The sequence below is a fragment of the Streptomyces chartreusis NRRL 3882 genome, assembly GCF_900236475.1.
Lineage (GTDB): Bacteria > Actinomycetota > Actinomycetes > Streptomycetales > Streptomycetaceae > Streptomyces > Streptomyces chartreusis_D.
This window is the reverse complement of the sequence record NZ_LT963352.1, coordinates 4573911-4599954: the sequence shown is the minus strand read 5'-3', so window position 1 is coordinate 4599954 and position 26044 is coordinate 4573911. Positions and strand designations below refer to the sequence as shown.

20 protein-coding genes are annotated in these 26044 nt (G+C 68.9%); 12 read left to right on the top strand and 8 right to left on the bottom strand.

The annotated features are described in order from the left end of the window. Positions 1-46: 46 nt before the first annotated feature. Positions 47-1078 (top strand): alanine racemase, encoded by a 1032-nt coding sequence (locus tag SCNRRL3882_RS20660; RefSeq protein WP_010032753.1) that lies wholly within the window; start codon positions 47-49, stop codon positions 1076-1078. An 81-nt stretch (positions 1079-1159) separates the two neighbouring features. On the opposite strand, the gene SCNRRL3882_RS20655 is transcribed toward SCNRRL3882_RS20660, so the two are convergent. Together SCNRRL3882_RS20655 and SCNRRL3882_RS20650 are read right to left on the bottom strand one after the other, a co-directional pair. Continuing rightward, positions 1160-2671: a glycosyltransferase family 87 protein gene (locus SCNRRL3882_RS20655; protein ID WP_029180682.1), complete on the bottom strand. Its 1512-nt coding sequence runs from the start codon at positions 2669-2671 to the stop codon at positions 1160-1162. 118 nt (positions 2672-2789) lie between these two features. After that, positions 2790-5429, bottom strand: coding sequence for a transglycosylase domain-containing protein (locus tag SCNRRL3882_RS20650; protein WP_010032748.1), 2640 nt, complete (start codon positions 5427-5429; stop codon positions 2790-2792). Between the two features lie 403 nt (positions 5430-5832). On the opposite strand from SCNRRL3882_RS20650, the gene SCNRRL3882_RS20645 reads away from it, so the two are divergent. The 4 genes from SCNRRL3882_RS20645 (at position 5833) to SCNRRL3882_RS20630 (ending at position 9619) form a co-directional block, all read left to right on the top strand. Further along, positions 5833-6507 carry a PadR family transcriptional regulator gene (locus SCNRRL3882_RS20645; protein WP_010032746.1) on the top strand — a complete coding sequence of 225 codons (675 nt, stop codon included), beginning with the start codon at positions 5833-5835 and terminating at the stop codon, positions 6505-6507. Positions 6508-6551: 44 nt separating this feature from the next. Next, on the top strand, positions 6552-7634 hold the full coding sequence (locus tag SCNRRL3882_RS20640; protein WP_010032744.1) for an inositol-3-phosphate synthase: 1083 nt from the start codon (positions 6552-6554) through the stop codon (positions 7632-7634). 89 nt (positions 7635-7723) lie between these two features. Further along, positions 7724-8986, top strand: coding sequence for an MFS transporter (locus tag SCNRRL3882_RS20635; RefSeq protein WP_010032743.1), 1263 nt, complete (start codon positions 7724-7726; stop codon positions 8984-8986). Between the two features lie 123 nt (positions 8987-9109). Then, on the top strand, positions 9110-9619 hold the full coding sequence (locus SCNRRL3882_RS20630; protein WP_010032741.1) for an LppU/SCO3897 family protein: 510 nt from the start codon (positions 9110-9112) through the stop codon (positions 9617-9619). 97 nt (positions 9620-9716) lie between these two features. Here the strand turns inward: SCNRRL3882_RS20630 and SCNRRL3882_RS20625 are convergent, their stop codons facing one another. Further along, a complete protein-coding gene (locus SCNRRL3882_RS20625) occupies positions 9717-11186 on the bottom strand; it encodes a CCA tRNA nucleotidyltransferase (protein ID WP_173937269.1) in 1470 nt (489 codons plus the stop codon). Between the two features lie 257 nt (positions 11187-11443). Between SCNRRL3882_RS20625 and SCNRRL3882_RS20620 the strand changes: the two genes are divergently transcribed. The 7 genes from SCNRRL3882_RS20620 to trxA all read left to right on the top strand — a co-directional run bounded on the left by SCNRRL3882_RS20620 (position 11444) and on the right by trxA (position 21219). Further along, positions 11444-13837, top strand: coding sequence for a DUF6049 family protein (locus SCNRRL3882_RS20620; RefSeq protein WP_010032736.1), 2394 nt, complete (start codon positions 11444-11446; stop codon positions 13835-13837). Positions 13838-13880: 43 nt separating this feature from the next. Beyond that, complete coding sequence (gene murJ, locus SCNRRL3882_RS20615) at positions 13881-16169, top strand: murein biosynthesis integral membrane protein MurJ (protein WP_010032735.1); 2289 nt, start codon at positions 13881-13883, stop codon at positions 16167-16169. A gap of 140 nt (positions 16170-16309) precedes the next feature. After that, positions 16310-18028, top strand: a complete 1719-nt coding sequence (locus SCNRRL3882_RS20610; protein WP_010032734.1) for a protein kinase family protein — start codon at positions 16310-16312, stop codon at positions 18026-18028. Between the two features lie 26 nt (positions 18029-18054). Next, on the top strand, positions 18055-18780 hold the full coding sequence (gene sigM / locus SCNRRL3882_RS20605; protein WP_010032733.1) for an RNA polymerase sigma factor SigM: 726 nt from the start codon (positions 18055-18057) through the stop codon (positions 18778-18780). Beyond that, complete coding sequence (locus SCNRRL3882_RS20600) at positions 18777-19703, top strand: anti-sigma factor family protein (RefSeq protein WP_010032732.1); 927 nt, start codon at positions 18777-18779, stop codon at positions 19701-19703. Before sigM ends, SCNRRL3882_RS20600 begins: the two co-directional genes overlap by 4 nt. 167 nt (positions 19704-19870) lie before the next feature. After that, complete coding sequence (gene trxB / locus SCNRRL3882_RS20595; protein ID WP_010032730.1) at positions 19871-20839, top strand: thioredoxin-disulfide reductase; 969 nt, start codon at positions 19871-19873, stop codon at positions 20837-20839. Positions 20840-20886: 47 nt separating this feature from the next. Further along, a complete protein-coding gene (trxA, locus tag SCNRRL3882_RS20590) occupies positions 20887-21219 on the top strand; it encodes a thioredoxin (protein ID WP_010032728.1) in 333 nt (110 codons plus the stop codon). Positions 21220-21312: 93 nt separating this feature from the next. On the opposite strand, the gene SCNRRL3882_RS20585 is transcribed toward trxA, so the two are convergent. The 5 genes from SCNRRL3882_RS20585 to SCNRRL3882_RS20565 all read right to left on the bottom strand — a co-directional run bounded on the left by SCNRRL3882_RS20585 (position 21313) and on the right by SCNRRL3882_RS20565 (position 26042). Next, positions 21313-21930 carry a GNAT family N-acetyltransferase gene (locus tag SCNRRL3882_RS20585; protein ID WP_010032726.1) on the bottom strand — a complete coding sequence of 206 codons (618 nt, stop codon included), beginning with the start codon at positions 21928-21930 and terminating at the stop codon, positions 21313-21315. A gap of 318 nt (positions 21931-22248) precedes the next feature. Then, a complete protein-coding gene (locus SCNRRL3882_RS20580) occupies positions 22249-23349 on the bottom strand; it encodes a ParB/RepB/Spo0J family partition protein (protein WP_029180680.1) in 1101 nt (366 codons plus the stop codon). Then, on the bottom strand, positions 23346-24422 hold the full coding sequence (locus tag SCNRRL3882_RS20575) for a ParA family protein (RefSeq protein ID WP_078602706.1): 1077 nt from the start codon (positions 24420-24422) through the stop codon (positions 23346-23348). Before SCNRRL3882_RS20575 ends, SCNRRL3882_RS20580 begins: the two co-directional genes overlap by 4 nt. 265 nt (positions 24423-24687) lie before the next feature. Next, positions 24688-25404, bottom strand: a complete 717-nt coding sequence (gene rsmG / locus SCNRRL3882_RS20570) for a 16S rRNA (guanine(527)-N(7))-methyltransferase RsmG (RefSeq protein WP_010032719.1) — start codon at positions 25402-25404, stop codon at positions 24688-24690. A 125-nt stretch (positions 25405-25529) separates the two neighbouring features. After that, the gene (locus SCNRRL3882_RS20565; protein ID WP_010032717.1) at positions 25530-26042 is read right to left on the bottom strand and encodes a protein jag; all 513 of its coding nucleotides are present in this window, start codon (positions 26040-26042) and stop codon (positions 25530-25532) included. Between the last annotated feature and the right edge of the window lie 2 nt (positions 26043-26044).

The window sequence follows — 26044 nt, the reverse complement described above, 5'->3', positions numbered from 1 at the left end:
CAACCACTGATTCACGGCAACCGCGAGAAAGGTTCCAGGTCCGGCCATGGCGCTCACGCTCTACGTCGACACCGCGCGCTGGCGGGCGCACCACAAGCACGTGCAGGAGCAGTTCCCCGGCCTCGTGCCGGTCTGCAAGGGCAACGGCTACGGCTTCGGGCACGAGCGGCTGGCGGAGGAGGCCACACGGCTGGGCTCGGACGTCCTCGCCGTCGGCACGACGTACGAGGCCGCCCGGATCAAGGACTGGTTCAGCGGTGACCTGCTGGTGCTGACGCCGTACCGGCGCGGCGAGGAGCCCGTGCCCCTGCCGGACCGGGTCATCCGCTCGGTCTCGTCGATAGACGGCGTGTACGGCCTGGTCGGTGCCCGTGTGGTGATCGAGGTGATGTCCTCGATGAAGCGGCACGGCATCGGCGAGCAGGATCTGCCCCAGCTGCACGCCGCCATCGAGAACATCCGGCTGGAAGGCTTCGCGATCCACCTGCCGCTGGACCGCACCGACGGCTCGGACGCGGTCGAGGAGGTCATCGGCTGGATGGACCGGCTGCGCGCCGCCCGGCTGCCTCTGCACACCATGTTCGTCAGCCACCTCAAGGCCGAGGAACTCATCCGGCTCCAGCAGCAGTTCCCGCAGACCCGGTTCCGTGCCCGCATCGGCACGCGGCTGTGGCTGGGGGACCACGAGGCCACCGAGTACCGCGGCGCGGTCCTGGACGTCACGCGCGTGGCCAAGGGCGAGCGCTTCGGCTACCGGCAGCAGAAGGCGGCCTCCGACGGCTTCCTGGTGGTCGTGGCGGGCGGTACGTCGCACGGGGTGGGCCTGGAGGCCCCCAAGGCGCTGCATGGCGTCATGCCGCGCGCCAAGGGCGTCGCCCGGGCCGGCCTCGCGACGGTCAACCGGAACCTTTCTCCGTTCGTCTGGGGCGGCAAGCAGCGCTGGTTCGCCGAGCCGCCGCACATGCAGGTCTCGATCCTGTTCGTGCCCGCGGACGCGCCGGAGCCGAAGGTGGGCGAGGAGCTGGTGGCCCATCTGCGGCACACCACCACGCAGTTCGACCGGATCGTGGACCGCTGACCGGCGCGCACGCACTCCCAGGACCAGCGCAGCAAGAAGGCCGTACACGGTTTCCCGTGTACGGCCTTTCGCATCGTTCGCTCAGAGCGAACCGCCTGTCGCGCCCTGCCTGCCCCACTCGACCTGCGGACCGTCGAACTGAGCGGCCGCGTGCCGGGCGGGACGGGCCGCGGGGCCCAGGGCGAAGACGTCCTCCGCGCCGTCGAGCACTCCGCCCGAGGGGTCGTCGTCCCCGGACCGTCGGACCGGGTCCCGCTCCGGCATGAAGATGTCTCGCACGATCATGACGCAGAGATACAGCGTGCCCAGCAGGTGCAGGCCGATGGCCCAGTGGTAGCCGTCGGTGGGCAGTCCCTTGTGGGCGTCTCCGCTGGTCGTGTACGCGAGGTACATCCAGATCCCCAGGAAGTACGCCACCTCGCAGGCCTGCCAGATCAGGAAGTCCCGCCACTTCGGCCGGGCCAGGGCGGCCAGGGGCACCAGCCACAGGACGTACTGCGGCGAGTAGACCTTGTTGGTGAGGATGAACGCCGCGACGATCAGGAAGGCGAGCTGGGCGAACCGCGGGCGGCGCGGCGCGGTCAGCGCCAGCACCGCGACACCCGCGCAGCACACCAGCATCAGCAGCGTGGCGAGCGTGTTGACGGTGTCGATGCTAAGGGGGTTGTCCGAGTTCTGGGCCATGATCAGCCAGAAGGAGCCGAAGTCGACGCCTCGTTCCTGGCTGAACGTGTAGAACTTCGACCAGCCCTCGAACGCGAAGAGCATCACCGGCCCGTTCACGACGACCCAGGCGACGATCGCCCCGCCCAGGGCGGCCCCGAACTCACGCCACTTGCCCGCGCGCCAGCACAGCACCAGCAGCGGCCCGAGGATCAGGAAGGGGTAGAGCTTCGCGGCCGTGGCGAGTCCCAGCAGGACGCCGAAGGCGAGGGAGCGTCCGCGCGACCACATCAGCATCGCCGCGGCCGTCAGGGCGACCGCCAGCAGGTCCCAGTTGATGGTCGCCGTCAGCGCGAAGGCAGGTGCCAGGGCGACCAGCAGGCCGTCCCAGGGGCGCCGGGCATGCGTGCGGGTCACGCAGACGGCGATGACCGACGCGCACACCATCAGCATTCCGGCGTTGACCATCCAGTACCACTGCTCCTGGTCCTGGATGGTGCCGCTGCCTGGCGTGAGCCAGGAGGCGACCTCCATGAAGACACCGGTGAGCACCGGGTACTCCAGGTACTGCATGTCGCCGGGGAGCTTGTCGAAGTACGGCACGAGCCCGTCGGCGAAGCCACGCCCCTGGTAGAGGTGCGGGATGTCCGAGTAGCACGCGTGCGTGTACTGGGAGCTGGCACCGAAGAACCAGGCGCCGTTGTAGCAGGGCGCCTTCTGGACCAGGCCGAGGGCGAACATGCCGATCGCCACCAGCGCGATCACCCGCACGGGAGTCCACCAGGACGCCCCGAGCAGGGCACGCCGCCCGAGCGGGCCGCCGATCAGCTCGCTGCCGGCCGCGGCGACCTCGTCCTCCTGGGTCGGCCGCACCGGGTCCGGCTCGTGGACGCTCGCTCGCGTCGATTCTGCACTGGGCATGCCGCACATCCTGCCGTACGCGTCTATCAATACGCCGAGGGCCGCCGCACCGGGTAGGTGCGGCGGCCCGTGTTTCACGTGAAACATCTTCGCGTTTCACGTGAAACACCCAAAGGCGATCGGCCGGCTATCCGGCGGGGCCTCCGAAGATGCCTCCGTTGCCGTTGCCTCTGGTGTTGCCGCCGTTCTCGCTCGTATCGCTCGGCGAGGGCGAGGGCGTCACGTCTCCGCCTGTGCCGCCGCCGTTCTCCGTACCGCCGTCGTTCTCACACCCGAAGAATCCACAGGTGTCGCTCGGCGAGGGAGACGGCGTCGGGCTCTCGCTGGGCGTGGCGCTCGGCGACTCGGTCGCGGTTTCGCTGGGCTCCACGCTCGGGGTCGGGGTCGGCGACGGGGCGCCCACCTCGTGCTGGATCTCGCCGATCCTTTCGGCCTCCGGGAAGCCGGGATCGGGCTCCCCCTTCAGCGCGGCCTTCATGTACTCGGTCCACACCTGGGTGGGAGTGTCACCACCGTGGATGGACTCCTCACCCGCCGTGCCGTTCATGGAGAGCAGCTTGGCGCTCTTGGGATCCTCACGGAACATCGCGACCGAGGTGGACAGCTGCTGGGTGTAGCCGACGAACCAGGCCGACTTGTTCTCGTCCGTGGTACCGGTCTTACCCGCCGCCGTACGGCCCAGGGCCAGGGCGTTCTTACCCGTACCGTTCTGGATGACGTTCTCCAGGACGTCCGTGACGTTGTTGGCCACGTTCTCGGGCATCGCCTGCGTGATGCGCGGCTTGTCGAAGCCTTCGACTTCCTGCCCGTTGAACTTGACGCTGGTCACGGAGTACGGGGAGGCCTGCTTGCCGGCGGCGGCGAACGTCGCGTAGGCATCGGCCATGCGGATCGCGCTGGGAGTCGACGTACCGAGCGCGAACGACGGGTTGAGGGTGGCGAAACTGGCGTCCAGGATGCCGGACTTCTCGGCCACGTCCCGCACGTTCCTCATCCCGACGTCCATGCCGAGCTGGACGAACGGGGTGTTGACGGACTGCTCCATCGCCTTGCGCAAGGTGATGTAGCCCCAGGGGTGGTCGCTCTCGTTCTCCTGGAAGAACGGTGTGTTGTCCTTCTTCAGGACGTAGGAGCCGTCGTTGTTCCGGACCTTGAGGTGGTCGTTGCCGTTGTACTTGCTCAACGGCGAGAGGGGACCGTCGCTCCGGTAGGTGCCGTGCTCCATGGCGGCGGCGAGCACGAACGGCTTCCACGTCGAACCGACCGGGACACCCGAGGTGTCCGCGTTGTTGTTGAAGTGGCCGTTCTCGTAACCCGCACCACCGTAGAGCGCGACGATCGCGCCGTCCTTGGGCTTCACCGACGCCGCGCCGAACTGGACGTGCTTGTCCAGCTCACGCTTCTCCGGGTTCAGCTTTTCCTTCTCGACCTTCTTCACGGCCTTGGCCAGCGCCTCGACCTTGGCCTTCTCGAAGGTGGTCCTGATCTGGTAGCCGCCCTGGTCGAACTGCTTCTCCGTGATGTTGGAGTGGTTCAGGACGTACTTCTTGGCCGTGTCCGCCAGGTAGCCGATCTGGCCGCTCATGCCCTTGGTCGCCTTGCGGCCCTGGGGCATCGGGTACTTCTTGATCGCCTCCTGGTACTCGGCGTCCGTGATCCTCTTGTCGTTGTGCATCTGCTCGAGGATCCAGCGCCAGCGCGTCTCAGAGCGCTTGCGGTTGGCGTCCGCGTTCGCCGACTCGTCGATGCTCTCGTTGCCCGCGGGGTCGTAGTACGTCGGGCCCTTGAGCAGGGCGGCGAGGAAGGCGCACTCGCTCGGCTTGAGGTCCTTCGCTTCCTTGCCGTAGTAGGCCTGGGCGGCGGCCTGGATGCCGTAGGCACCACGGCCGTAGTACGAGGTGTTCAGGTAGCCCTGGAGGATCTCCGGCTTGGAGAGCTTCGTGCCCACCTTGATGGAGATGAACATCTCCTTGAACTTCCGGGTGATCGTCTGTTCCTGGCTCAGGTAGGTGTTCTTGACGAACTGCTGGGTGATCGTCGAACCACCCTGCGTGTCACCGCCCCGGGCCATGTTCGCCAGGGCCCGGGCGATACCCATGGGGTCGACGCCGGAGTCCTGGTAGAAGCTCTTGTTCTCGGCCGAGATCACCGCCCACTGCATGGCCTTGGGGATGCGCTCGATCGTGACGTTCTGCCGGTTCTGGCCGCTGCCCGCCGCGACCATCTGGCTGCCGTCGGCCCAGTAGTAGACGTTGTTCTGCGACAGGGCCGCCGCGTTCTCCTCGTTGGGGACGCCCACCATGGCGTACCCGATGCCCGCCACGGCCACCAGGCTGCCGAAGAAGCCGATGCACAGACCGGAGACGAGCTTCCAGGACGGCAGCCAGCGCTGCCAGCCGTACTTACCGGCCCGCGGATAGTCGATCAGCCGCTTCTTGTCGGAGACGGCAGCCGCCCGCCCCCTGCCTCGCCCGGGCCCGGCCGACCCTCCGGGGGCGGCGCGCCGGCCGCCACGGGCCGGTTCGGCCGCTCTGCGTCGGCCGCCTCCCGTGCTTCTCTGCGCCGCACGCCGGGCCTCGGCACGACCGCCGTACGGGCGCTCCTCACCCCCCGAGCTGTAGGAGTCCGACCCATAGGAGTCGGACGGAGACCCGGTGGCGCCTCGCGGGGCCGCGCGGCGGCCGGAGGCCGAGCCGGACTGGCCGCGTCGGGCCGCGGCACGTCCGCCTCCCTGCGGCTGCGGCGGTTTGCGACGGTGCTCGCTCATCGAACGACTACTCCTCGGGCAGGCGCACCCTTGCGCGCCTGGAAACGGCGGCTGGTTTCCGGTCCCCCCGAAGTACGGATGCGGTCGGCTCCGCATTCATCGGTCCCGCATGCACCCGTACTACACCGAAGACGACGACGCCCTCAGGCGCCACTTGGTTCCCGGTGATGTGCATGGCGCACAGACTACGCACCGTCAAAACCTGCCGAGGCCAGAAGTTCCCCTCAAATCAGGCAACTCGCGTCCGATGAATCGGTGATGTGATCCCGTTCACCACACCCCCTCTTGTCGCATCCGGAAGGCCGTTCTATCGTCGTGATGTATCGAGTCGATACATCAGCGCGACACATCGGGCCGACACATCGACCCGAGGCATCGGTACCGCGGCAGAGAGGAGGCGACGATGAGCCGGCGTTCCGGGATCCTCGAGTTCGCCGTACTCGGCCTGCTCCGCGAATCTCCGATGCACGGCTATGAGCTGCGCAAACGGCTCAACACGTCACTGGGTGTGTTCCGTGCGTTCAGCTACGGGACGCTGTATCCCTGTCTCAAGACGCTGGTCGCCAACGGCTGGTTGATCGAGGAGCCGGGGAACGACACCGAGGCCGCTCCCCTCACCGGCCGCCGCGCCAAGATCGTCTACCGGTTGACGGCGGAGGGTAAGGAGCACTTCGAGCAGCTGCTCTCACAGACCGGGCCCGACGCGTACGAGGACGAGACATTCGCCGCCCGTTTCGCTTTCTTCGGGCAAACCTCACGCGACGTCCGCATGCGCGTTCTGGAAGGCCGCCGCAGCCGGTTGGAGGAGCGCCTGGAGAAGATGCGCCTCTCCCTGGCCCGGACCCGGGAGCGCCTCGACGACTACACGCTTGAGCTCCAGCGCCACGGGATGGAGTCCGTGGAGCGCGAAGTGCGCTGGCTGAACGAGCTCATCGAGAGCGAGCGGGCGGGTCGGGACCTGAAGGGTCCCGCCTCGGGGGAGCCCGGTTCGCGTGACACCACATCTGGAGCGTCGGGCGGCCTGCCCCGGCCGGGGGACGACCCCCGTCCGGATACGCCCGGCGACACCGCCACGTGAGAGCCCGCCCAGGGCCTCACTCGTACACACAGGGAGCAACCGGAATGGGTTCGGTTCGCGTAGCCATCGTCGGTGTGGGCAACTGCGCCGCATCGCTGGTGCAGGGAGTCGAGTACTACAAGGACGCCGACCCGGCGTCCAAGGTGCCGGGCCTGATGCACGTCCAGTTCGGCGACTACCACGTCCGCGACGTCGAGTTCGTCGCCGCGTTCGACGTGGACGCCAAGAAGGTCGGCCTCGACCTGGCGGACGCCATCGGCGCCTCCGAGAACAACACCATCAAGATCTGCGACGTGCCCCGCACCGGTGTGACGGTCCAGCGCGGCCACACGCTCGACGGCCTCGGCAAGTACTACCGCGAGACCATCGAGGAGTCCGCCGAGGAGCCGGTCGACGTCGTCCAGGTCCTGAAGGACAAGCAGGTCGACGTCCTCGTCTGCTACCTGCCCGTGGGCTCCGAGGACGCGGCGAAGTTCTACGCCCAGTGCGCCATCGACGCCAAGGTCGCCTTCGTCAACGCCCTTCCGGTCTTCATCGCCGGCACCAAGGAGTGGGCCGACAAGTTCACCGAGGCGGGCGTCCCGATCGTCGGCGACGACATCAAGTCCCAGGTCGGCGCCACCATCACGCACCGCGTCATGGCAAAGCTGTTCGAGGACCGGGGCGTCATCCTGGACCGCACGATGCAGCTGAACGTCGGCGGCAACATGGACTTCAAGAACATGCTCGAGCGCGACCGCCTCGAGTCGAAGAAGATCTCCAAGACGCAGGCCGTCACCTCGCAGATCCGCGATCGCGACCTGGGTGCGGACAACGTCCACATCGGCCCGTCCGACTACGTCGCCTGGCTGGACGACCGCAAGTGGGCCTACGTCCGCCTCGAGGGCCGCGCCTTCGGTGACGTCCCGCTGAACCTGGAGTACAAGCTGGAGGTCTGGGACTCCCCGAACTCCGCCGGCGTCATCATCGACGCCCTGCGCGCCGCGAAGATCGCCAAGGACCGCGGCATCGGCGGCCCCGTGCTCTCCGCGTCGAGCTACTTCATGAAGTCCCCGCCCGTTCAGTACTTCGACGACGAGGCCCGTGAGAACGTCGAGAAGTTCATCAAGGGTGAGGTCGAGCGCTGAGGCGCCGCAACCAGTCGCTCCTGCCAGGGCTGTGAGGGTCCCCGGGTCGTACGACCCGGGGACCCTCTCCGTATGTGAGGCTGTGCCCCATGGCCGTAGTCCGTGACCTGCGTGTCCTGTTGCGCTTCCAGGGCTTCAGGCGCCTGCTCGGCGTGCGACTGCTCTCCCAGGGCGCCGACGGTGTCTACCAGGTCGCGCTCGCCGCGTACGTGGTCTTCTCGCCCGAGAAGCAGACCTCGGCGGCCGCGGTCGCCTCCGCCATGGCGGTGCTGCTGCTCCCGTACTCCCTCGTCGGCCCTTTCGCCGGTGTCCTGCTGGACCGTTGGCGGCGCCGCCAGGTCCTCCTGTACGGCAGCCTGCTGCGCGCGTTGCTGGCTTGCGCCACGGCCCTGCTGATACTCAGCCCCGCTCCGGACTGGCTCTTCTACGTCTCCGCCCTGTGCGTCACCGCTGTCAACCGTTTCGTCCTGGCCGGCCTGTCCGCCGCCCTGCCCCGCGTGGTCGACGCCGAGCGCCTCGTCATCGCCAACTCCCTCTCCCCGACCGCCGGAACACTGGCGGCGACCGCGGGCGGCGGTCTCGCCTTCGTCGTCCGCCTGGTGGTGGCGGACTCCGACGCCGCCGTGGTGCTCGTGGGAGCCGTGCTGTATCTGTGCGCTGCCCTGGGATCGCTCAGCATGGCGCGGGAACTCCTCGGTCCGGACCGGACATGGGCGGGTGAGCGCATCGCGACGGCTCTCACGAGCACTGCTCGCGACCTGGTGGCGGGCGTACGTCACCTGGCCGCGCAACAGCGCCGGGAAGCGGCCTGGGCGCTCGCGGCCATGGCGCTGATGCGCTTCTGCTACGGCGCCCTGCTGGTGATGCTGCTGATGCTCTGCCGGTACGCGCTCACCACGACCACGGACGACGGACTCGCCCTGCTGGGCCTGGCGTTGGCTGTCTCCGGCGCCGGATTCTTCGCGGCGGCCGTAGTGACGCCCTGGACCGCGGGCCGACTCGGGCCGGGCCGCTGGATCGTCGTGTGCGCGGGGGCCGCCGCGCTGCTGGAGCCCGCTCTCGGGCTGCCGTTCGCCGCTGCGCCTCTGCTGGCCGCGGCCTTCGTCCTGGGTCTGACCACCCAGGGGGCGAAGATCGCCACGGACACGATCGTCCAGTCCTCCGTCGAGGACGGATTCCGTGGCCGGATCTTCTCGGTCTACGACGTCCTCTTCAACGTCTCCTTCGTCGGCGCCGCCGCCGTCGCCGCCCTGATGCTGCCACCGGACGGTCGATCCGTGCCGCTGGTGATCACGATCGCCGTTATCTACGCGGCAGTAGCTGTGACTATGGGCCGGTTTGGCCGCCAGTAAGTGTCACATCAATGACACAGAGCCACATCCGGCTACTGCGGTGTCAGTGGGACCGCTACCTTACGTGGGTCTTATCTCGCGACATGTTCGCGTCACTCAACCATGTTCTAGGGGGACCCCCAAGTGACTACTCCGCCGCCCCAGGGCAACCCGTTCGCACAGGGCCAGCCCGCGGGTCAGCCCCAGGCCCCGTACCCGCCGCAGGGCGGCTACCCCCAGCAGCCCGGCCAGCCTGGCTTCCCGCCCCAGGGTGCGGCTCCGTACGCTCCGGTTCCGCCTCAGCCGACCGGCCGCAAGCTCAGCTTCAAGACCATCAAGAACATCGCCATCGTCATCGCGGTGGCGGGCATAGCCATCGGCGGCTACATAACCAGCCGGGACGACGCCAATACGGCGTCCGTGGGCGACTGCATGCACCGCGGCAGCACCAACGACAACAACCCGGACCTCGAAGTCGTCGAGTGCAGCGATGCGAAGGCTCAGTACGAGGTGCTCGCCAAGATCGAGGGCTCGTACCTCACGCAGACCCTGGCGTCGAGCAAGTGCGAGGCCGAAGCCAAGGACTTCCAGTACACGTACACCGAGAGCGGTGACGGCAAGGACTTCCTGCTCTGCCTGAAGGACAAGAAGTAAGGCAGACACGGCGAGGGGCGGTGTTTCACGTGAAACACCGCCCCTCGGTCCGTCTCCGGGGTCATGTTTCACGTGAAACATGACCCCGTTCACAGCCTCAGCCCTCCTGGTCGGCCCACCACTCCTTGAGTGCGGCCACCGCGGAGTCGTACTCCATCGGCCCGTTCTCCAGGCGCAGCTCCAGCATGTGCTTGTACGCGCGGCCGATGACCGGACCGGGACCGACGCCGAGGATCTCCATGATCTGGTTGCCGTCGAGGTCGGGGCGGATCGAGTCCAGCTCCTCCTGCTCCTGAAGCTTGGCGATCCGCTCCTCCAGACCGTCGTACGCACGCGACAGGGCCGCCGCCTTGCGCTTGTTGCGCGTGGTGCAGTCCGAGCGGGTCAGCTTGTGGAGGCGGTCGAGGAGCGGGCCGGCGTCACGGACGTAGCGGCGGACCGCCGAGTCCGTCCACTCGCCGGTGCCGTAGCCGTGGAAGCGCAGGTGGAGCTCGACCAGACGTGAGACGTCCTTCACCAGCTCGTTGGAGTACTTCAACGCCGTCATGCGCTTCTTGGTCATCTTCGCCCCGACCACCTCATGGTGGTGGAACGAGACCCGGCCGTCCTTCTCGAAGCGACGCGTGCGGGGCTTGCCGATGTCGTGCAGCAGGGCGGCCAGGCGGAGGGTCAGGTCGGGACCGTCGTCCTCCAGTGCCATCGCCTGCTCCAGGACGATCAGCGTGTGGTCGTAGACGTCCTTGTGCCGGTGGTGCTCGTCACGCTCCAGACGCAAGGCCGGCAGCTCGGGCAGCACGCGGTCGGCGAGGCCCGTCTCGACGAGCAGCGACAGGCCCTTGCGGGGGTGCGGCGACAGGATCAGCTTGTTCAGCTCGTCCCGCACCCGCTCGGCCGAGACGATCTCGATACGCCCGGCCATCGCGTTCATCGCCGCGACGACCTCGGGGGCGACCTCGAAGTCGAGCTGAGCCGCGAAGCGCGCCGCCCGCATCATCCGCAGCGGATCGTCAGAGAAGGACTCCTCCGGGGTACCAGGAGTACGCAGCACACGCGACGCCAAATCCTGAAGCCCGCCGTGCGGATCGATGAACTCCTTCTCCGGCAGTGCGACGGCCATCGCGTTCACCGTGAAGTCACGGCGGACGAGATCTTCCTCGATGGAGTCGCCGTACGACACCTCGGGCTTGCGCGAGGTCCGGTCGTAAGCCTCCGACCGGTAGGTGGTCACCTCGATCTGAAAGCGTCGATCAGCGTCTCCGACGCGGGCATCCTTCTGCGCCCCGACCGTGCCGAAGGCGATCCCGACCTCCCAGACGGCGTCCGCCCATGGGCGCACGATCTTGAGTACGTCCTGGGGACGGGCGTCGGTCGTGAAGTCCAGATCGTTGCCGAGCCGGCCCAGCAGCGCGTCCCGGACCGAGCCGCCGACCAGGGCAAGTGAGAACCCGGCCTCCTGGAAGCGGCGGGCGAGGTCGTCGGCGACAGGAGCGATCCGCAGCAGTTCACTGACCGCGCGGTGCTGCACCTGGCTCAGGGCACTGGGCTTTTCTTCGTTGGCGTTCGGCACAACAGAAGAGGGTACGTGGCCCGGGCACCCCGGAGCTCCCCCCATTACGCATGCAGACACGTCCGTCAATACGCGCACAAGAGAAGCCCTTGAGACGGAGACCACCGCTCTCCGTCATACAGCGACATACCGGACAGCTCGGCGCCGGGCCGCGATCTTGTGGAACGGACCGCGGCACTTCCCCTCAGCGCGCATCGTTACCATGCGTGGACGCACATTCCGACGACCACTGACGACGACGAGGGACGGGCGAGCGCGTGGCCGAGGCGGCAGACTTCCAGGGGACCAGTGCCTCACCTGCCCGCCGGTGGCTACGGCGCACCGGGGCACTGCTCGCCGGTGCGCCCCTGCTGGCCGGACTTCTCCAGTTGCCCGCCGCGATGCCGGCGGACGCGGCCGGGCAGGAGTCCCCGCAGGCTGCCCCCGGCACGGGCTCGGTGTCCGTCGCTGTCGATTCGCTCAGCCCCAGCGCCCCCACCGAGGGGGACACGGTGACCGTGACGGGCACGGTGACCAACAACGGCAAGCAGCCAGTCACCGGCGCCCACGTCGACCTGCGGGTGGGGCCTTCGCTCGACACGCGCTCCGCCATCGACAGCCTCGCCAAGAAGAGCGACGACGTCCAGGGCCCCACGGGCGAGGCAGTCGGCGGCAAGTACAGCGAGAAGTTCTCCAAGCTCACCCCCGGCGTTGCGGAGCCCTTCAACATCTCCGTGCCGGCCGACGAGCTGGACCTCGGCCAGGACGGTGTCTACCAGCTGGCCGTCGCGCTCTCCGGTGAGACCGCCGCCCAGCCCTGGGACCAGGTTCTCGGCGTCCAGCGCACGTTCCTGCCGTGGCAGCCGGAGGAGGCCGGCACCAAGACGAAGACCACGTTCCTGTGGCCGCTCGTATCCGACGTCCACATGACGGCCGAGACGGGGTCGAACGAGCAGCAGACGCCGGTCTTCAGCAACGACGACCTCGCCGAGGAGATCTCCCCGGGCGGCCGCCTCGACCAGATGGTGTCGCTGGGCAAGGACCTCGACATCACCTGGGTGATCGACCCGGACCTGTTGGCGTCCGTCGACGCGATGACGCGGAACTACGAGGTCAGGGGCGAGGACGGCGCCACCGCCCCCGGCAGGAGTCAGGAGGTCGCCAAGCAGTGGCTCTCCGAGCTCCAGCAGGCGGTGGCGGGCAAGGAGGTCGTCGCCCTGCCGTTCGGTGATCCGGACCTGGCCTCCCTCGCCCACAATGGCACGGCCGTCACGGGCTCGCTGAGCCACCTCAAGGAGGCCACCGACGCCGTCGACAACACGGTGCAGACGGTCCTCCACGTGAAACCGTCCAAGGACTTCGCATGGCCCGTGGACGGCGCCGTCGACCCGTCGATCATGAAGGTCGCGACCTCCGCGGGCGCCGACAAGGTGATCGCCCGCAGCGACAGCCTCCAGGACGACCTGTCGTACACGCCCTCCGCGGCCCGGCCCATCGGTGGTGGCACCACGGCGGTCGTCGCGGACTCCCGGATGTCGACGGCGTTCCAGGGCAACCTGACGAAGGCCTCCGCGTCCACGCTCGCCGTGCAGCGCTTCCTGGCCCAGAGCCTGACGCTCGGCCTCCAGACCGGCAAGCAGCGCAGCGTCGTCGTCGCCCCGCAGCGCACGCCCTCCGTGAGCCAGGCGCAGGCGATGGCCGAGGCGCTGGGAGCCCTCCAGGGCGGGAACTGGTCCGAGTCGCAGGACCTCGCGGCCGCCGCCAAGGCCAAGCCGGACCCGTCGGCCAACAGGAAGGTGCCGCCCGGCTCCGCGTACCCCTCTTCGCTGCGCAAGCAGGAGCTGCCGCGGGCCGCCTTCGAGCAGATCGCGAGGACGCGGGCCAAGCTCGACAACTTCAAGGTGATCCTCACCGACGAGTCCCGGGTGGTCACCCCCTTCGGGCGGGCCATGAACCGCGAGATGTCCACGTCGTGGCGGGGCCGGGGCGTCGCCGCGGTGGGATACCGCGACGACGTCGAGTCCTACCTCGACGGGCTGATCGACGGGGTCAAGCTGATCGAGAAGTCGGAGACCAAGCTCTCAGGCCGCAGCGCCACGATCCCGGTCACCGTCCAGAACAACCTGGTCCAGGGCGTCGAGCACCTGGAGCTGCGGCTCACGTCGCAGAACCCGACGCGACTCAAGATCGACGGCAAAGCCTACGAGGAGCAGCCGGTCGCCGTGAACGGCGGGCACAGCCAGTCGGTGAAGTTCACCACGTCCGCCAACGCGAACGGCCGGGCGAAGGTGGAGGCCCAGCTGTACACGGAGGACGGCCAGAAGTACGGCGAACCCGTCACGTTCGACGTGAAGGTCACCGAGGTCACCCCCACCGTGATGCTGGTCATCGGCGGCGGCGTCCTGCTCCTGGTCCTCGCCGGCTTCCGTATGTACACCCAGCGCAAGCGCGCCGCCGCCCGCGAGGCCGCCGAAGACGCCACTGCGGAGGCGGAGGACGATGCCGACAGCCCGGTCGGCGCTCCGCAGAACCCGGAGGCCCCCGGCGACCGTCTCAAGGAGGAGTCCGAGGCCGGCTCACGGGCAGACGCCCAGCAGGCGAGTGACCCGGCCCCGGACACCGCAGCGGAAAGCGCCGACCCGTCCGGCACGGGTGAGAGAGTGGACCGTTGAGATGTCGTGGCCGGTGGGCCCGGGACGATGAGGTGGGGTAACCATGAACGCGCCGTACGACGGTGACCACGGCCGTGGCGTGGGCAGCTCGGGCTACCCCGAGTCGGGTGGGCCCGAGGGCCCGCCGCCCGAGCACGGTCAGGTGCCGCCGCAACCGCCCGCGGACATGTACCTCCAGGACGCCTACACCCAGGACCCCTACCGGGCACAGGACCTCAGCGCCCAGGACCCGGTCGCCGAGGCGCGCTACGACCGCGCCGCGCACCCCCCTCCCCCTCCGGGCACGTACCAGCCGCCGCAGCAGCTGTACGCCCAGCCTCCGCAGTCGCCGTACGCGCCCGACCCGCAGGTGTGGGCCAGGACGCCCGCGCCGGAGCCGGAGGGCCCGAGCAGGCACCTGCCGTACGGCGACGACGCCCGGACCACCCAGTTCGTGGGCGTGGACGACCTCGTCTCCCAGGCGGGCGAGCCGCGCCAGGAGCCGGACGCGTTCGCGCATCTCTTCCGGGACCAGCAGCAGGCCAGCGGCCACCCGTCCTACGAGTCGCCGTCGGTCCCCGGCCCGTCAGCGGCCCCGGGCCAGATGGCGCAGGGGCAGTACGCGGCAGGTCAGTACCCGGCTCCCGGCGAGACGGCGGCGACGCCGTCGGTGGATGACACCCCTGCCCCGGAGGCCGCTGCCCCGCCCGCTCCGAAGAAGGGCGGCCGCGCCGCGGGTCTGATGAAGTCCAGTGCCGTGATGGCGGCGGGCACGATGGTCTCCCGCCTCACCGGCTTCATCCGCTCCGCTCTGATCGTGTCGGCCCTCGGCGTCGGCCTCCTCGGTGACACCTTCCAGGTCGCCTACCAGCTGCCGACGATGATCTACATCCTCACCGTCGGCGGCGGTCTCAACTCCGTCTTCGTGCCGCAGCTCGTCCGCTCCATGAAGGAGGACGACGACGGCGGCGAGGCGTATGCCAACCGCCTGCTGACGCTCGTCATGGTGACGCTCGGCGCGCTCACCGCGCTTTCGATCTTCGGCGCGCCGCTGCTGATCCGCATGCTGTCCGACCCGGTCGCCAGCGACCCGGCGGCGAACCAGGTCGGCATCACCTTCGTCCAGTACTTCCTGCCCTCGATCTTCTTCATGGGCGTCCACGTGGTGATGGGGCAGATCCTCAACGCCCGCGGGAAGTTCGGCGCGATGATGTGGACCCCGGTCCTGAACAACATCGTCATCATCGTGACGCTGGGCATGTTCATCTACGTCTACGGCACCGCCGCCGACTCGGGGATGAAGGTCACCACCATCCCGCCGGAGGGCCAGCGCCTCCTCGGCATCGGTGTGCTGCTCGGCCTCATGGTCCAGGCCCTGGCGATGATCCCCTACCTGCGCGAGACGGGCTTCCGGCTGCGGCTGCGCTTCGACTGGAGGGGCCAGGGCCTCGGCAAGGCCGTCACGCTCGCCAAGTGGACGGTCCTGTTCGTCCTGGCCAACCAGGCGGGCGCCATGATCGTCATCCAGCTGTCCACCGCGGCGGGCAAGGCCTCGCCGGTCGACGGCACCGGCTTCGCCGCCTACGCCAACGCCCAGCTGATCTGGGGCCTGCCGCAGGCCATCATCACGGTCTCCCTCATGGCCGCCCTGCTGCCGCGCCTGTCGCGCTCGGCGGCCGAGGGCGACGGCGGTGCCGTCCGCGACGACATCTCACAGGGCCTGCGCAACACGGCGGTCGCCATCGTGCCGATCGCGTTCGGTTTCCTCTCGCTCGGCATCCCCATGTGCACCCTGATGTTCGGCTCCTCCGGCACCAGCGAAGCCACCAACATGGGCTTCATGCTGATGGCGTTCGGTCTCGGCCTGATCCCGTACTCCGTGCAGTACGTCGTCCTGCGGGCCTTCTACGCCTACGAGGACACTCGAACTCCCTTCTACAACACGGTCATCGTGGCCGCGGTCAACGCGGGCGCCTCGGCGATCTGCTACTTCGTCATCCCGTCGCGCTGGGCCGTGGTCGGCATGGCCGCCTCCTACGGCCTGGCCTACGCGATCGGCGTCGGGGTCGCCTGGCGCCGGCTGCGCAAGCGGCTGGGCGGGGACCTCGACGGCTCCCGTGTCCTGCGGACTTACGCCCGGCTGTGCATCGCGTCGGTCCCGGCCGCCCTGCTCAGCGGCGCGGCCTGCTACGGCATCGGCCGCACGCTCGGCCAGGGCGTCGTGGGGTCGCTCGCCGCCGTGCTGGCCGGAGGCGCGGTCCTGCTCGTGATCTTCTTTGTCGCCGCCCGCCGCATGCGCATCGAGGAGCTCAACTCGCTGGTCGGCATGGTCCGCGGACGCCTGGGACGCTGAGTCGGGAGGTGGGCGCACAACCATCGTCAGCCACCGCGTGTCGTGCATAGCGGCGGACTGTGGGCACAATTGGTTTCGGCGTCGGACGGCGCGCAACGGATGCCGGGCGGCGCGCAATGGATGGGGAGGCAGGAACGACGGTGGCGGAACGGAGTACGGCTGCCGTCGACGTGGCAGACAACAGCGACGAGACGTCGCTGACCGCACAGGCGGACCAGTCCACGGCCGACGGGGTGGCCAAGAACCGGGAGCGGGACACGGACAGCGACGAGGTACAGGAGAGCACCCGGACCGACGGTCCAGCGAAGACCTCGCCGCCCGAACTGCACAGTGGTCACAAACTCGCCAGACGCTACCGCCTCGAGGAGTGCGTCACCCGTCTGGACGGTTTCAGCAGTTGGCGTGCCGTGGACGAGAAGCTCCGTCGTGCCGTCGGCGTGCACATCCTGCCCGCTGACCACTCACGGGCCCGGTCCGTCCTGGCCGCCGCCCGCTCCTCCGCCCTGTTGGGCGACCCGCGCTTCGTCCAGGTGCTGGACGCGGTGGAGGAGAACGACCTCGTCTACGTCGTCCACGAGTGGCTTCCGGACGCGACGGAACTGACCACGCTCCTCGCCTCCGGGCCGCTGGAGCCGTACGACGCCTACCAGATGGTCAGCCAGATCGCCTCCGCCATGGCCGCCGCCCATCGCGAAGGTCTCGCCCATCTGCGGCTGAACCCCAACGCCGTCCTGCGTACCTCGACCGGCCAGTGGCGCATCCGCGGGCTCGCGGTGAACGCCGCGCTGCGGGGCGTCGCGTCCGACACCCCGCAGCGCACCGACACCGAGGCCATCGGCGCCCTGCTGTACGCGGCGCTCACCCAGCGCTGGCCGTACGAGAGCGATGCCTACGGGCTGTCCGGCCTGCCGAAGGACATCGGCCTGATCGCGCCCGACCAGGTGCGTGCCGGTGTGCACCGCGGCCTCTCCGAACTCTCCATGCGCGCGCTCGTCAACGACGGCGCCACCGCCTCCCGGCACGAGTCGCCGTGCACCACGCCGGAGGAGCTGGTGAAGGCGATCGGCGAGATGCCCCGTATCCGCCCGCCGGAGCCGGCGTTCACCGCCCCGCCCGAGTACCAGCGCACGTCGTACCAGCAGGGCACGTACGGCCGCCAGGCCCCGCGCCCCGGTGCCACCCAGCCGGTCCCGACCCCGCCGCCCCCGTTGCAGAGCCGCACGGGCAAGGCACTGAAGTGGGCCGTGTCCGGGCTCCTGATCGCCGCGCTGGGCCTCGGCAGCTGGCAGCTGGCGGACGCGCTGATGGACCAGGGCGGCAAGAAGGACGACCCGGGCCAGACGCAGAACAACGAGGACGGCGACAAGAACAAGAAGTCCCCGGCACTCACGCCGATCGCCATCAAGGGCGCCGAGGAGTACGTCGCCAAGGGTGACGCCCAGCACCCCGCTGACGTGACCAAGACCTACGACGGCAACACGTCCACGGGCTGGCGCACCAACAGCTACCTGGACGGCCCGAAGATGGTGATAAAGCCAGGTGTCGGCATCGTCTACGACCTCGGATCCGAGAAGGAGGTCTCGGCGGCGGCCCTCTCGCTGCGCTACGGCGGCGACCACACCACGGTCGAGCTGTACGCGACCGACTCCCTCGGCTCGACCACGCCGCTGAGTTCCATGACGAAGCTGGGCAAGGCGACGACGAGCACCACCTCCGCGAAGGTGACCGTCGACAAGCCGGTGAAGAGCCGGTACCTCCTGGTGTGGCTGACGGCCCTGCCGTACTCCGGCGACGACCCCGCCAACTTCAGCAACCCGGGCTACAAGCAGGCCATCACCGAAGTGAAGTTCACGGGCTGAGAGCCGACAGAGGGGAAGGGGGTTCGATGGCGGACCGCGCCGAGTCCAGCGGTGCAAGTGATCAGGACCTCCTCGCCCGGCACGTCGCGGGCGACCCCGACGCCTTCGGTGAGATCGTGCGGCGGCACCGCGATCGGCTCTGGGCCGTAGCCCTGCGGACGCTGGGAGACCGCGAGGAGGCCGCTGACGCGGTGCAGGACGCCCTCGTCTCCGCCTACCGGGCCGCCCACACCTTCCGGGGCCAGTCGGCCGTCACGACGTGGCTGCACAGGATCACGGTGAACGCCTGCCTGGACCGCGCCCGCAAGGTCGCCTCCCGGAAGACCTCTCCCGTCGACGACACCGAGCGCCTGGAGCAGCTGCTGGAGCCGCACGAGTCGGCTTCGGCGCCCGCGGAGCGCAACGATCTCCACCGGCAGCTCATCGAAGCCCTGGGGACCCTGCCGGCCGACCAGCGAGCGGCGCTCGTCCTGGTGGACATGCAGGGCTACCCGGTCGCGGAGGCGGCCCGCATCCTCGACGTTCCGACCGGCACGGTGAAGAGCCGATGTGCGCGCGGCAGAGCCAGACTCCTGCCGCTGCTCACCCACCTACGGCCGGACAACCCCGGTGAGAGCAAGAAGCCCGGCGGGGAACGGAACCGGACGCAGGGGCCAGCCGTCCCACCCGCAGCGGGACCGCGCCGAGCGGAACCACCGGACACAGGACCGAGCGACCCAGCGGCAGTGAAGGGCGGAGGTGGACGAGCGTGACGTCGACGACAGACATGGCCGGGCACCCGGACGTCGCGGAGATCTCCGACCTCGCCGAGGGCCTCCTCGCACCGTCCCGGAGCACCGACGTACGCCGGCATCTGGACGGGTGCGAGCTCTGCGCGGACGTCTATGCCTCCCTGGAGGAGATCCGCGGGCTGCTCGGCACGCTGCCGGGCCCGCCGCGCATGCCCGCCGATGTCGCGGGCCGCATCGATGCCGCCCTCGCCGCCGAGGCCCTGCTGAACGCCATGGTGCCGGAGGCCGCGGAGAGCCAGACGCCCGTGAGCACTCCCCGTCCTATGTCCGAGGACGACAGTGGTGCGCATGTTTCACGTGAAACATCGACGCCCGCCGACCGACCCGCCGGGCGCCCCCGGTCGTCCACCACCGGCCCGGGTCGCAAGGGCCGCACGCGGAACGGCCGCCGCAGGATCGCCGTTCTGGGGACCGTCTTCACCGTCGCCGCCCTGGGACTGGGCTCCGTCCTGCTGTCGTCACTCGGCGACGGCAAGCCCCGGCATGACACGGCGGGCGGACAGCAGAGCGCGCCGGCGGACACCTTCTCCGAGGGGAAGCTCGAGAAGCAGGTCACCGATCTCCTGGCCCAGAAGCAGAGCAAGAAGGAGGGGGGTTCCCGCACCCCCTTCGGCGCGGCGACCGCCCCCGGCACCGACCATCCCCAGGTCTTCCGGGAGCCCACCGTGCCCGGCTGCGTCCGCGACGGCATCGGACGCAAGGACACGGCCCTGGCGGTCGAGAACGGCAGGTATCAGGGGAAGAAGGCCATGCTGGTGCTGCTCCCCGACACATCCGACCCGACTCGGGTCACTGCCTACATCGTCGACGCGACCTGTGCGGATCATGCGCCGGCGACCGCCGAGGGCAAGGTCCTTCTTCAGCGCTCGTACCCGTCCGCCTGAGGCACGTCTTCGTCTGCGCCCTGCGCGGTACCCGGCACAGGGCCGCTTCTCCGTGTGCCCGGACACACCGGGAATGCGCGCCCCTTAGGATCCGTTGGGTGGGGTGAGAGCTCCGAGAGAAGCTCCCACCGGTCGAACGACGCAGTCCAGAGACGAGGAATCAAGCCGTGAGCGACGTCCGTAACGTGATCATCATCGGCTCCGGGCCCGCCGGCTATACGGCGGCGCTCTACACCGCGCGCGCGTCGCTGAAGCCACTGGTGTTCGAGGGTGCCGTCACCGCCGGCGGTGCGCTCATGAACACCACCGACGTCGAGAACTTCCCGGGCTTCCAGGACGGCATCATGGGCCCCGAGCTCATGGACAACATGCGGGCCCAGGCGGAGCGCTTCGGCGCCGAGCTCGTCCCGGACGACATCGTCGCCGTCGACCTGACCGGTGAGATCAAGACCGTCACGGACACGGCCGGTACCGTCCACCGGGCCAAGGCCGTCATCGTCGCCACCGGCTCGCAGCACCGCAAGCTCGGTCTGCCGAACGAGGACGCCCTCTCCGGCCGTGGGGTGTCCTGGTGCGCCACCTGTGACGGGTTCTTCTTCAAGGACCAGGACATCGCCGTGATCGGTGGTGGCGACACCGCCATGGAGGAGGCCACCTTCCTCTCGCGGTTCGCCAAGTCCGTGACCGTCGTCCACCGCCGCGACACCCTGCGTGCCTCCAAGGCCATGCAGGAGCGCGCCTTCGCCGACCCGAAGATCTCGTTCGTGTGGGACAGCGAGGTCGCCGAGATCCAGGGTGACCCGAAGCTCTCGGGCCTGAAGCTGCGCAACCTCAAGACCGGCGAGCTTTCGGACCTGCCGGTGACCGGTCTCTTCATCGCCATCGGTCACGACCCTCGCACCGAGCTCTTCAAGGGTCAGCTCGACCTGGACGACGAGGGCTACCTGAAGGTGGCCGCGCCGTCGACGCGCACCAACCTGACCGGTGTCTTCGGTGCCGGCGACGTGGTCGACCACACCTACCGCCAGGCGATCACCGCGGCGGGGACCGGCTGCTCCGCTGCTCTCGACGCCGAGCGCTACCTCGCCGCCCTCGCGGACGAGGAGCAGCCCGAGCCCGAGAAGACCGCTGTCTGACCTCTCTCCCTACCCGCCCCACGCACCAACCAGTTAAGGAGCCCGCCGTGGCCGGCACCCTGAAGAATGTGACCGACGACTCCTTCGAGCAGGACGTCCTCAAGAGCGACAAGCCCGTCCTGGTGGACTTCTGGGCCGCCTGGTGCGGTCCGTGCCGCCAGATCGCGCCGTCCCTTGAGGCGATCGCCTCCGAGTACGGCGACAAGATCGAGGTCGTCAAGCTGAACATCGACGAGAACCCGGGTACGGCCGCCAAGTACGGCGTCATGTCCATCCCGACCCTGAACGTCTACCAGGGTGGTGAGGTCGCCAAGACCATCGTGGGCGCCAAGCCGAAGGCCGCGATCGTTCGCGACCTCGAGGAGTTCATCGCCGAGTGAACCGGCGAAGCCGTCTGAGCGACGGCGCATGTTTCACGTGAAACACGAATGGGCCAACCCGGAAGGGTTGGCCCATTCGTTTGACTGCCTGCCCTACAGCGGCCGCAGCGCCGGCTCCTTCTGTACGGCTCCCAGGAGCCGGTCGAGGGCCATCTCGACGTCTTCCTTCCAGGAGAGCGTCGACCGCAGTTCCAGCCTCAGCCGGGGATACGTGGGGTGTTGCCGGACCGTCTTGAAGCCCACCGCCAGGAGGTGGTCGGCGGGCAGCACACAGGCCGGTTCCTTCCAGCGCGCGTCCCCGAACGCCTCGATCGCTTTGAACCCGCGCCGCAGCAGATCCTTGGCGACCGTCTGGACCATCACCCGGCCGAGTCCCTGCCCCTGGTACCCCGGCACGATGAACGCGGTCATCAGCTGCACCGCGTCGGGGGAGACGGGACTCGTGGGGAAGGCCGTGGAGCGCGGGACATAGGCGGGAGGGGCGTAGAGCACGAAGCCCACCGGTACGTCGTCGACGTACACGACCCGGCCGCAGGAACCCCAGTCCAGCAGAACGGCCGAGATCCAGGCTTCCTTCTCCAGAGCGGACTTGCCCGCCTTTACCGCGGCCTCACCGCTGACCGGGTCGAGCTCCCAGAAGACACACGACCGACAGCGCTTGGGAAGGTCCTGAAGGTTGTCCAACGTGAGCGGTACGAGCCGGCGCCCCATGAAGGCTGATCCTCGCTTCCTTCGCCTGCCGCGTCGCGGGCGGCTGTCAGAGCGCTCCGTTCCCTGAGGAGACTGCCGATGAACCCACCGACCGCTCCCAGCCCCAAACCGGCGCTCACCAGTCCAGAGCGGCTCATCGTTCGCATGGCCCCTGCCTTCCTCTCAGAGGTGCTGCCGGGTGGTTGCGCCGTATCCGAACGCATCGTATCCACGATGCGATTCCATCGATACCGCCAGAAAGGAAAGAGCGGGCCACGTTCCGGCACACACCGGACATGGCCCGCTCTGTCATCCATAAAAGCGGCTCCTGCCGGAGGCTCAGGACTCGCTCTCTTCGGAGTCGCCCTCCAGCAGGCTCTTCTGCAGAACCGGCCCCTCCCCAGGAGCGAGTGAGCCGAGGATCCGCTCAAGGTCCTCCATGGAGGCGAACTCGACGGTGATCTTGCCCTTCTTCTGGCCCAGGTCGACCTTCACCCGCGTCTCGAAGCGGTCCGAGAGCCGCGTGGCGAGCTCGGACAGGGCGGGAGAGACACGAGCACCGGCACGCGGGCCCTTGGGCCGCTGGGCCTTCTGAGGACGCGACCCCATCAGGGTCACGATCTCCTCGACGGCTCGCACCGACAGCCCCTCGGCCACGATGCGGTGCGCCAGCCTGTCCTGCTCCTCCGAGTCCTCAACGGACAGCAGGGCCCGTGCGTGACCGGCGGAGAGCACTCCGGCGGCCACCCGGCGCTGCACCGCCGGCGAGAGCTTCAGCAGCCGCAGGGTGTTGGAGACCTGCGGGCGGGATCGGCCGATGCGGTCCGCCAGCTGGTCGTGCGTGCAGTTGAAGTCCCGCAGCAACTGGTCGTAGGCAGCTGCCTCTTCCAGCGGGTTCAGCTGGGCACGATGCAGGTTCTCCAGCAGAGCGTCCAGGAGGAGCTTCTCGTCGTCCGTGGCGCGCACGATCGCCGGGATCGCCTCCAGCCCGGCCTCGCGGCAGGCCCTCCAGCGGCGCTCGCCCATGATGAGCTCGTAGTGGGCGGGACCCACCTGCCGTACGACGACCGGCTGCAGGAGCCCCACTTCCTTGATGGAGGTGATGAGCTCGGCCAGCGCGTCCTCGTCGAAGACCTCACGCGGCTGCCGTGGGTTCGGCGTAATGGAGTCGAGGGGGATTTCGGCGAAGTGCGCACCCATGGGCGCCGCAGGCGTGGCGGGAGCACTGGGCTGCGCCGGCTCCTCTGTTTCACGTGAAACATTCGGCAGCGTCGCCACCTTCGCCGCGGCCACCCCACGGTCGTTCGGCAGCACGGGCACTGCCGCGGGGGACGTGGAAGCGGCGCCCCCCGCCGCAGCCTGGGCTACCGACTTCTCCGTCGGGGCCGCAGGGATCAGTGCGCCGAGACCACGGCCCAGCCCCCTCCGTCGCTCGCTCACTGAATGCCCTCCACCATGCTCGGGTCGTTCTGCTGTGCGCCGATATGGGCGTGCGTCGCGTCATAGCTGATGCCGACGCCCTTCAGCGCGATCTCTCGTGCCGCCTCAAGATAAGAGAGGGCACCACTCGATCCAGGATCGTAAGTCAGGACCGTCTGCCCATAACTCGGCGCCTCGGAGATACGGACGGACCTGGGAATGCTCGTCCGCAGCACCTCATCGCCGAAGTGGGTGCGCACCTCGTCCGCGACCTGGGAGGCGAGTCGTGTCCGGCCGTCGTACATGGTGAGCAGGATGGTCGACACATGGAGGGCGGGGTTGAGGTGCCCCCGCACCAGATCCACGTTGCGCAACAACTGACCCAGGCCTTCCAGCGCGTAGTACTCGCACTGGATCGGGATCAGAACCTCCTGGCCCGCCACCAACGCATTGACGGTCAACAGGCCTAGGGACGGCGGACAGTCGATGAGGATGTAGTCCAGCGGCTGTTCGTACGCCTGGATGGCGCGCTGCAGCCGGCTCTCCCGTGCCACCAGGGACACCAGCTCGATCTCCGCACCGGCGAGATCGATCGTGGCAGGGGCACAGAAGAGGCCCTCGACATCGGGGACCGGCTGGACGACCTCGGAAAGCGGCTTACTCTCCACCAACACGTCGTAGATGGACGGGACTTCGGCGTGATGGTCGATGCCCAGCGCGGTGGACGCATTGCCCTGTGGATCGAGGTCGACCACCAGAACCCGGCCACCGTGCAGGGCCAGCGACGCGGCAAGGTTGACGGTCGTCGTCGTCTTGCCCACACCGCCCTTCTGGTTGGCGACCACCATGATTCGGGTCTGCTCGGGCCGTGGCAGGCCCTCGCCGGCGCGGCCTAGAGCCTCCACCGCCAGTTGGGCAGCACGACCGATGGGAGTGTCGTCCATCGGAGGCGGTGTTTCACGTGAAACATCCGCCCCCATCGACTCGGTACGGGGACCGGGGACCGGATCGGTCATCGGTCCCGCGATGTTGGCGTCGGACCGCAAGGATTCACTCTCCTCGACTTCAGGCTCGCAATGAACAGAGCCTCCCATGTCTTCGGGGTCGTGAACCAGTGAGGCCTTCCGTTCTGTGGAGAAATCCACCTCTGTGGACAACTCAGTTCCCTCATCGAGTGACCCGAGAGGCTTACGGTCGCGGGGTTCGGCCGCAGCGCGGCCACGACTGATGATGCCGTGCAGCAGTGAGCGACGTTTCACGTGAAACACGATGCACAGCAGCCGTGGCCGAACTGTCGCGACACTCCGGCATGCGTAGGTTTGGCAGCTTGTGTGGAGTACGTCTCGTCCTCAGGACGGATCAGCGTCGCCGACGGGCCCGCCCCGTGCGAGCCGCCTTGGCGCGCTTCGCCGCGAAGCGCACGCCGCCGGGGCTCTCCCCGACCTCGACCCGGACGACCGTGGACATCGGGTCCACCACGCCCTCACCGACATGCAGGATGGACGTCTCCACCGCACCCAGCTTGCTCAGGGCCGCCGATGCGCTCTTCAGCTCCTCCTCGGCGGCGTCGCCCTTGAGCGCGAGCATCTCCCCGTACGGCCGCAGCAGCGGGATGCCCCACGTGGCGAGGCGGTCGAGGGGTGCGACGGCCCGGGCCGTCACGACGTGGACGGGCTGGATCTTGCCCATGACCTCCTCGGCCCGGCCGCGCACGACGGTCACATGATCGAGGCCGAGCAGTTCCACGACCTCGGTGAGGAAGGTGGTACGCCGCAGCAGCGGTTCCAGCAGCGTGATCTTCAGGTCCTCCCTGACCAGCGCCAGCGGAATGCCGGGGAGACCCGCACCTGAGCCGACATCGCACACCGTCACACCCTCGGGCACGACCTCCGAGAGCACCGCGCAGTTCAGCAGGTGCCGCTCCCACAGGCGGGGCACTTCACGCGGGCCGATGAGACCACGCTGCACGCCCGTCTCAGCGAGCAGCTCGGCGTACCGCACCGCATCCGCGAAGCGATCACCGAACACCTCGCGCGCCTGCTCGGGCGCGGGGGGAAGCTCCGCTGCCTCCGTCACGGGGGACCGTCCTTCCGTACCGCGTCAGCGCACCCAGCGCCGACACCAGAACCACCAGAACTATCAGGCTGACAAAGTTCGGCCCCGCCTGCGCAACAGACGGGGCCGGGAAACGTAGGGGCCGATCAGGCGGGAAGCACGACGACGAACCGCTGCGGCTCCTCGCCCTCGGACTCGCTGCGCAGGCCCGCGGCCTTGACCGCGTCGTGCACGACCTTGCGCTCGAAGGGCGTCATCGGCTTCAGCTTCACGGCCTCACCGCTGCTCTTGGCCTCGGCGGCGGCCTTGGCGCCCAGCTCGGACAGCTCGGAACGCTTCCGGGCGCGGTATCCCGCGATGTCGAGCATCAGCCGGCTGCGGTCACCGGTCTCACGGTGCACGGCCAGGCGGGTGAGCTCCTGGAGCGCCTCCAGCACCTCACCGTCACGGCCGACCAGCTTCTGGAGGTCGCGGCTGCCCGTGTCGCTGATGATCGAGACAGAGGCACGGTCGGCCTCGACGTCCATGTCGATGTCGCCGTCGAGGTCGGCGATGTCGAGCAGACCCTCCAGGTAGTCCGCCGCGATCTCGCCCTCCTGCTCCAGGCGGGTCAGGGTGTCTGCACCCTCGGCAGCGGCGGAGGTGGTGCCTTCCGTCACGG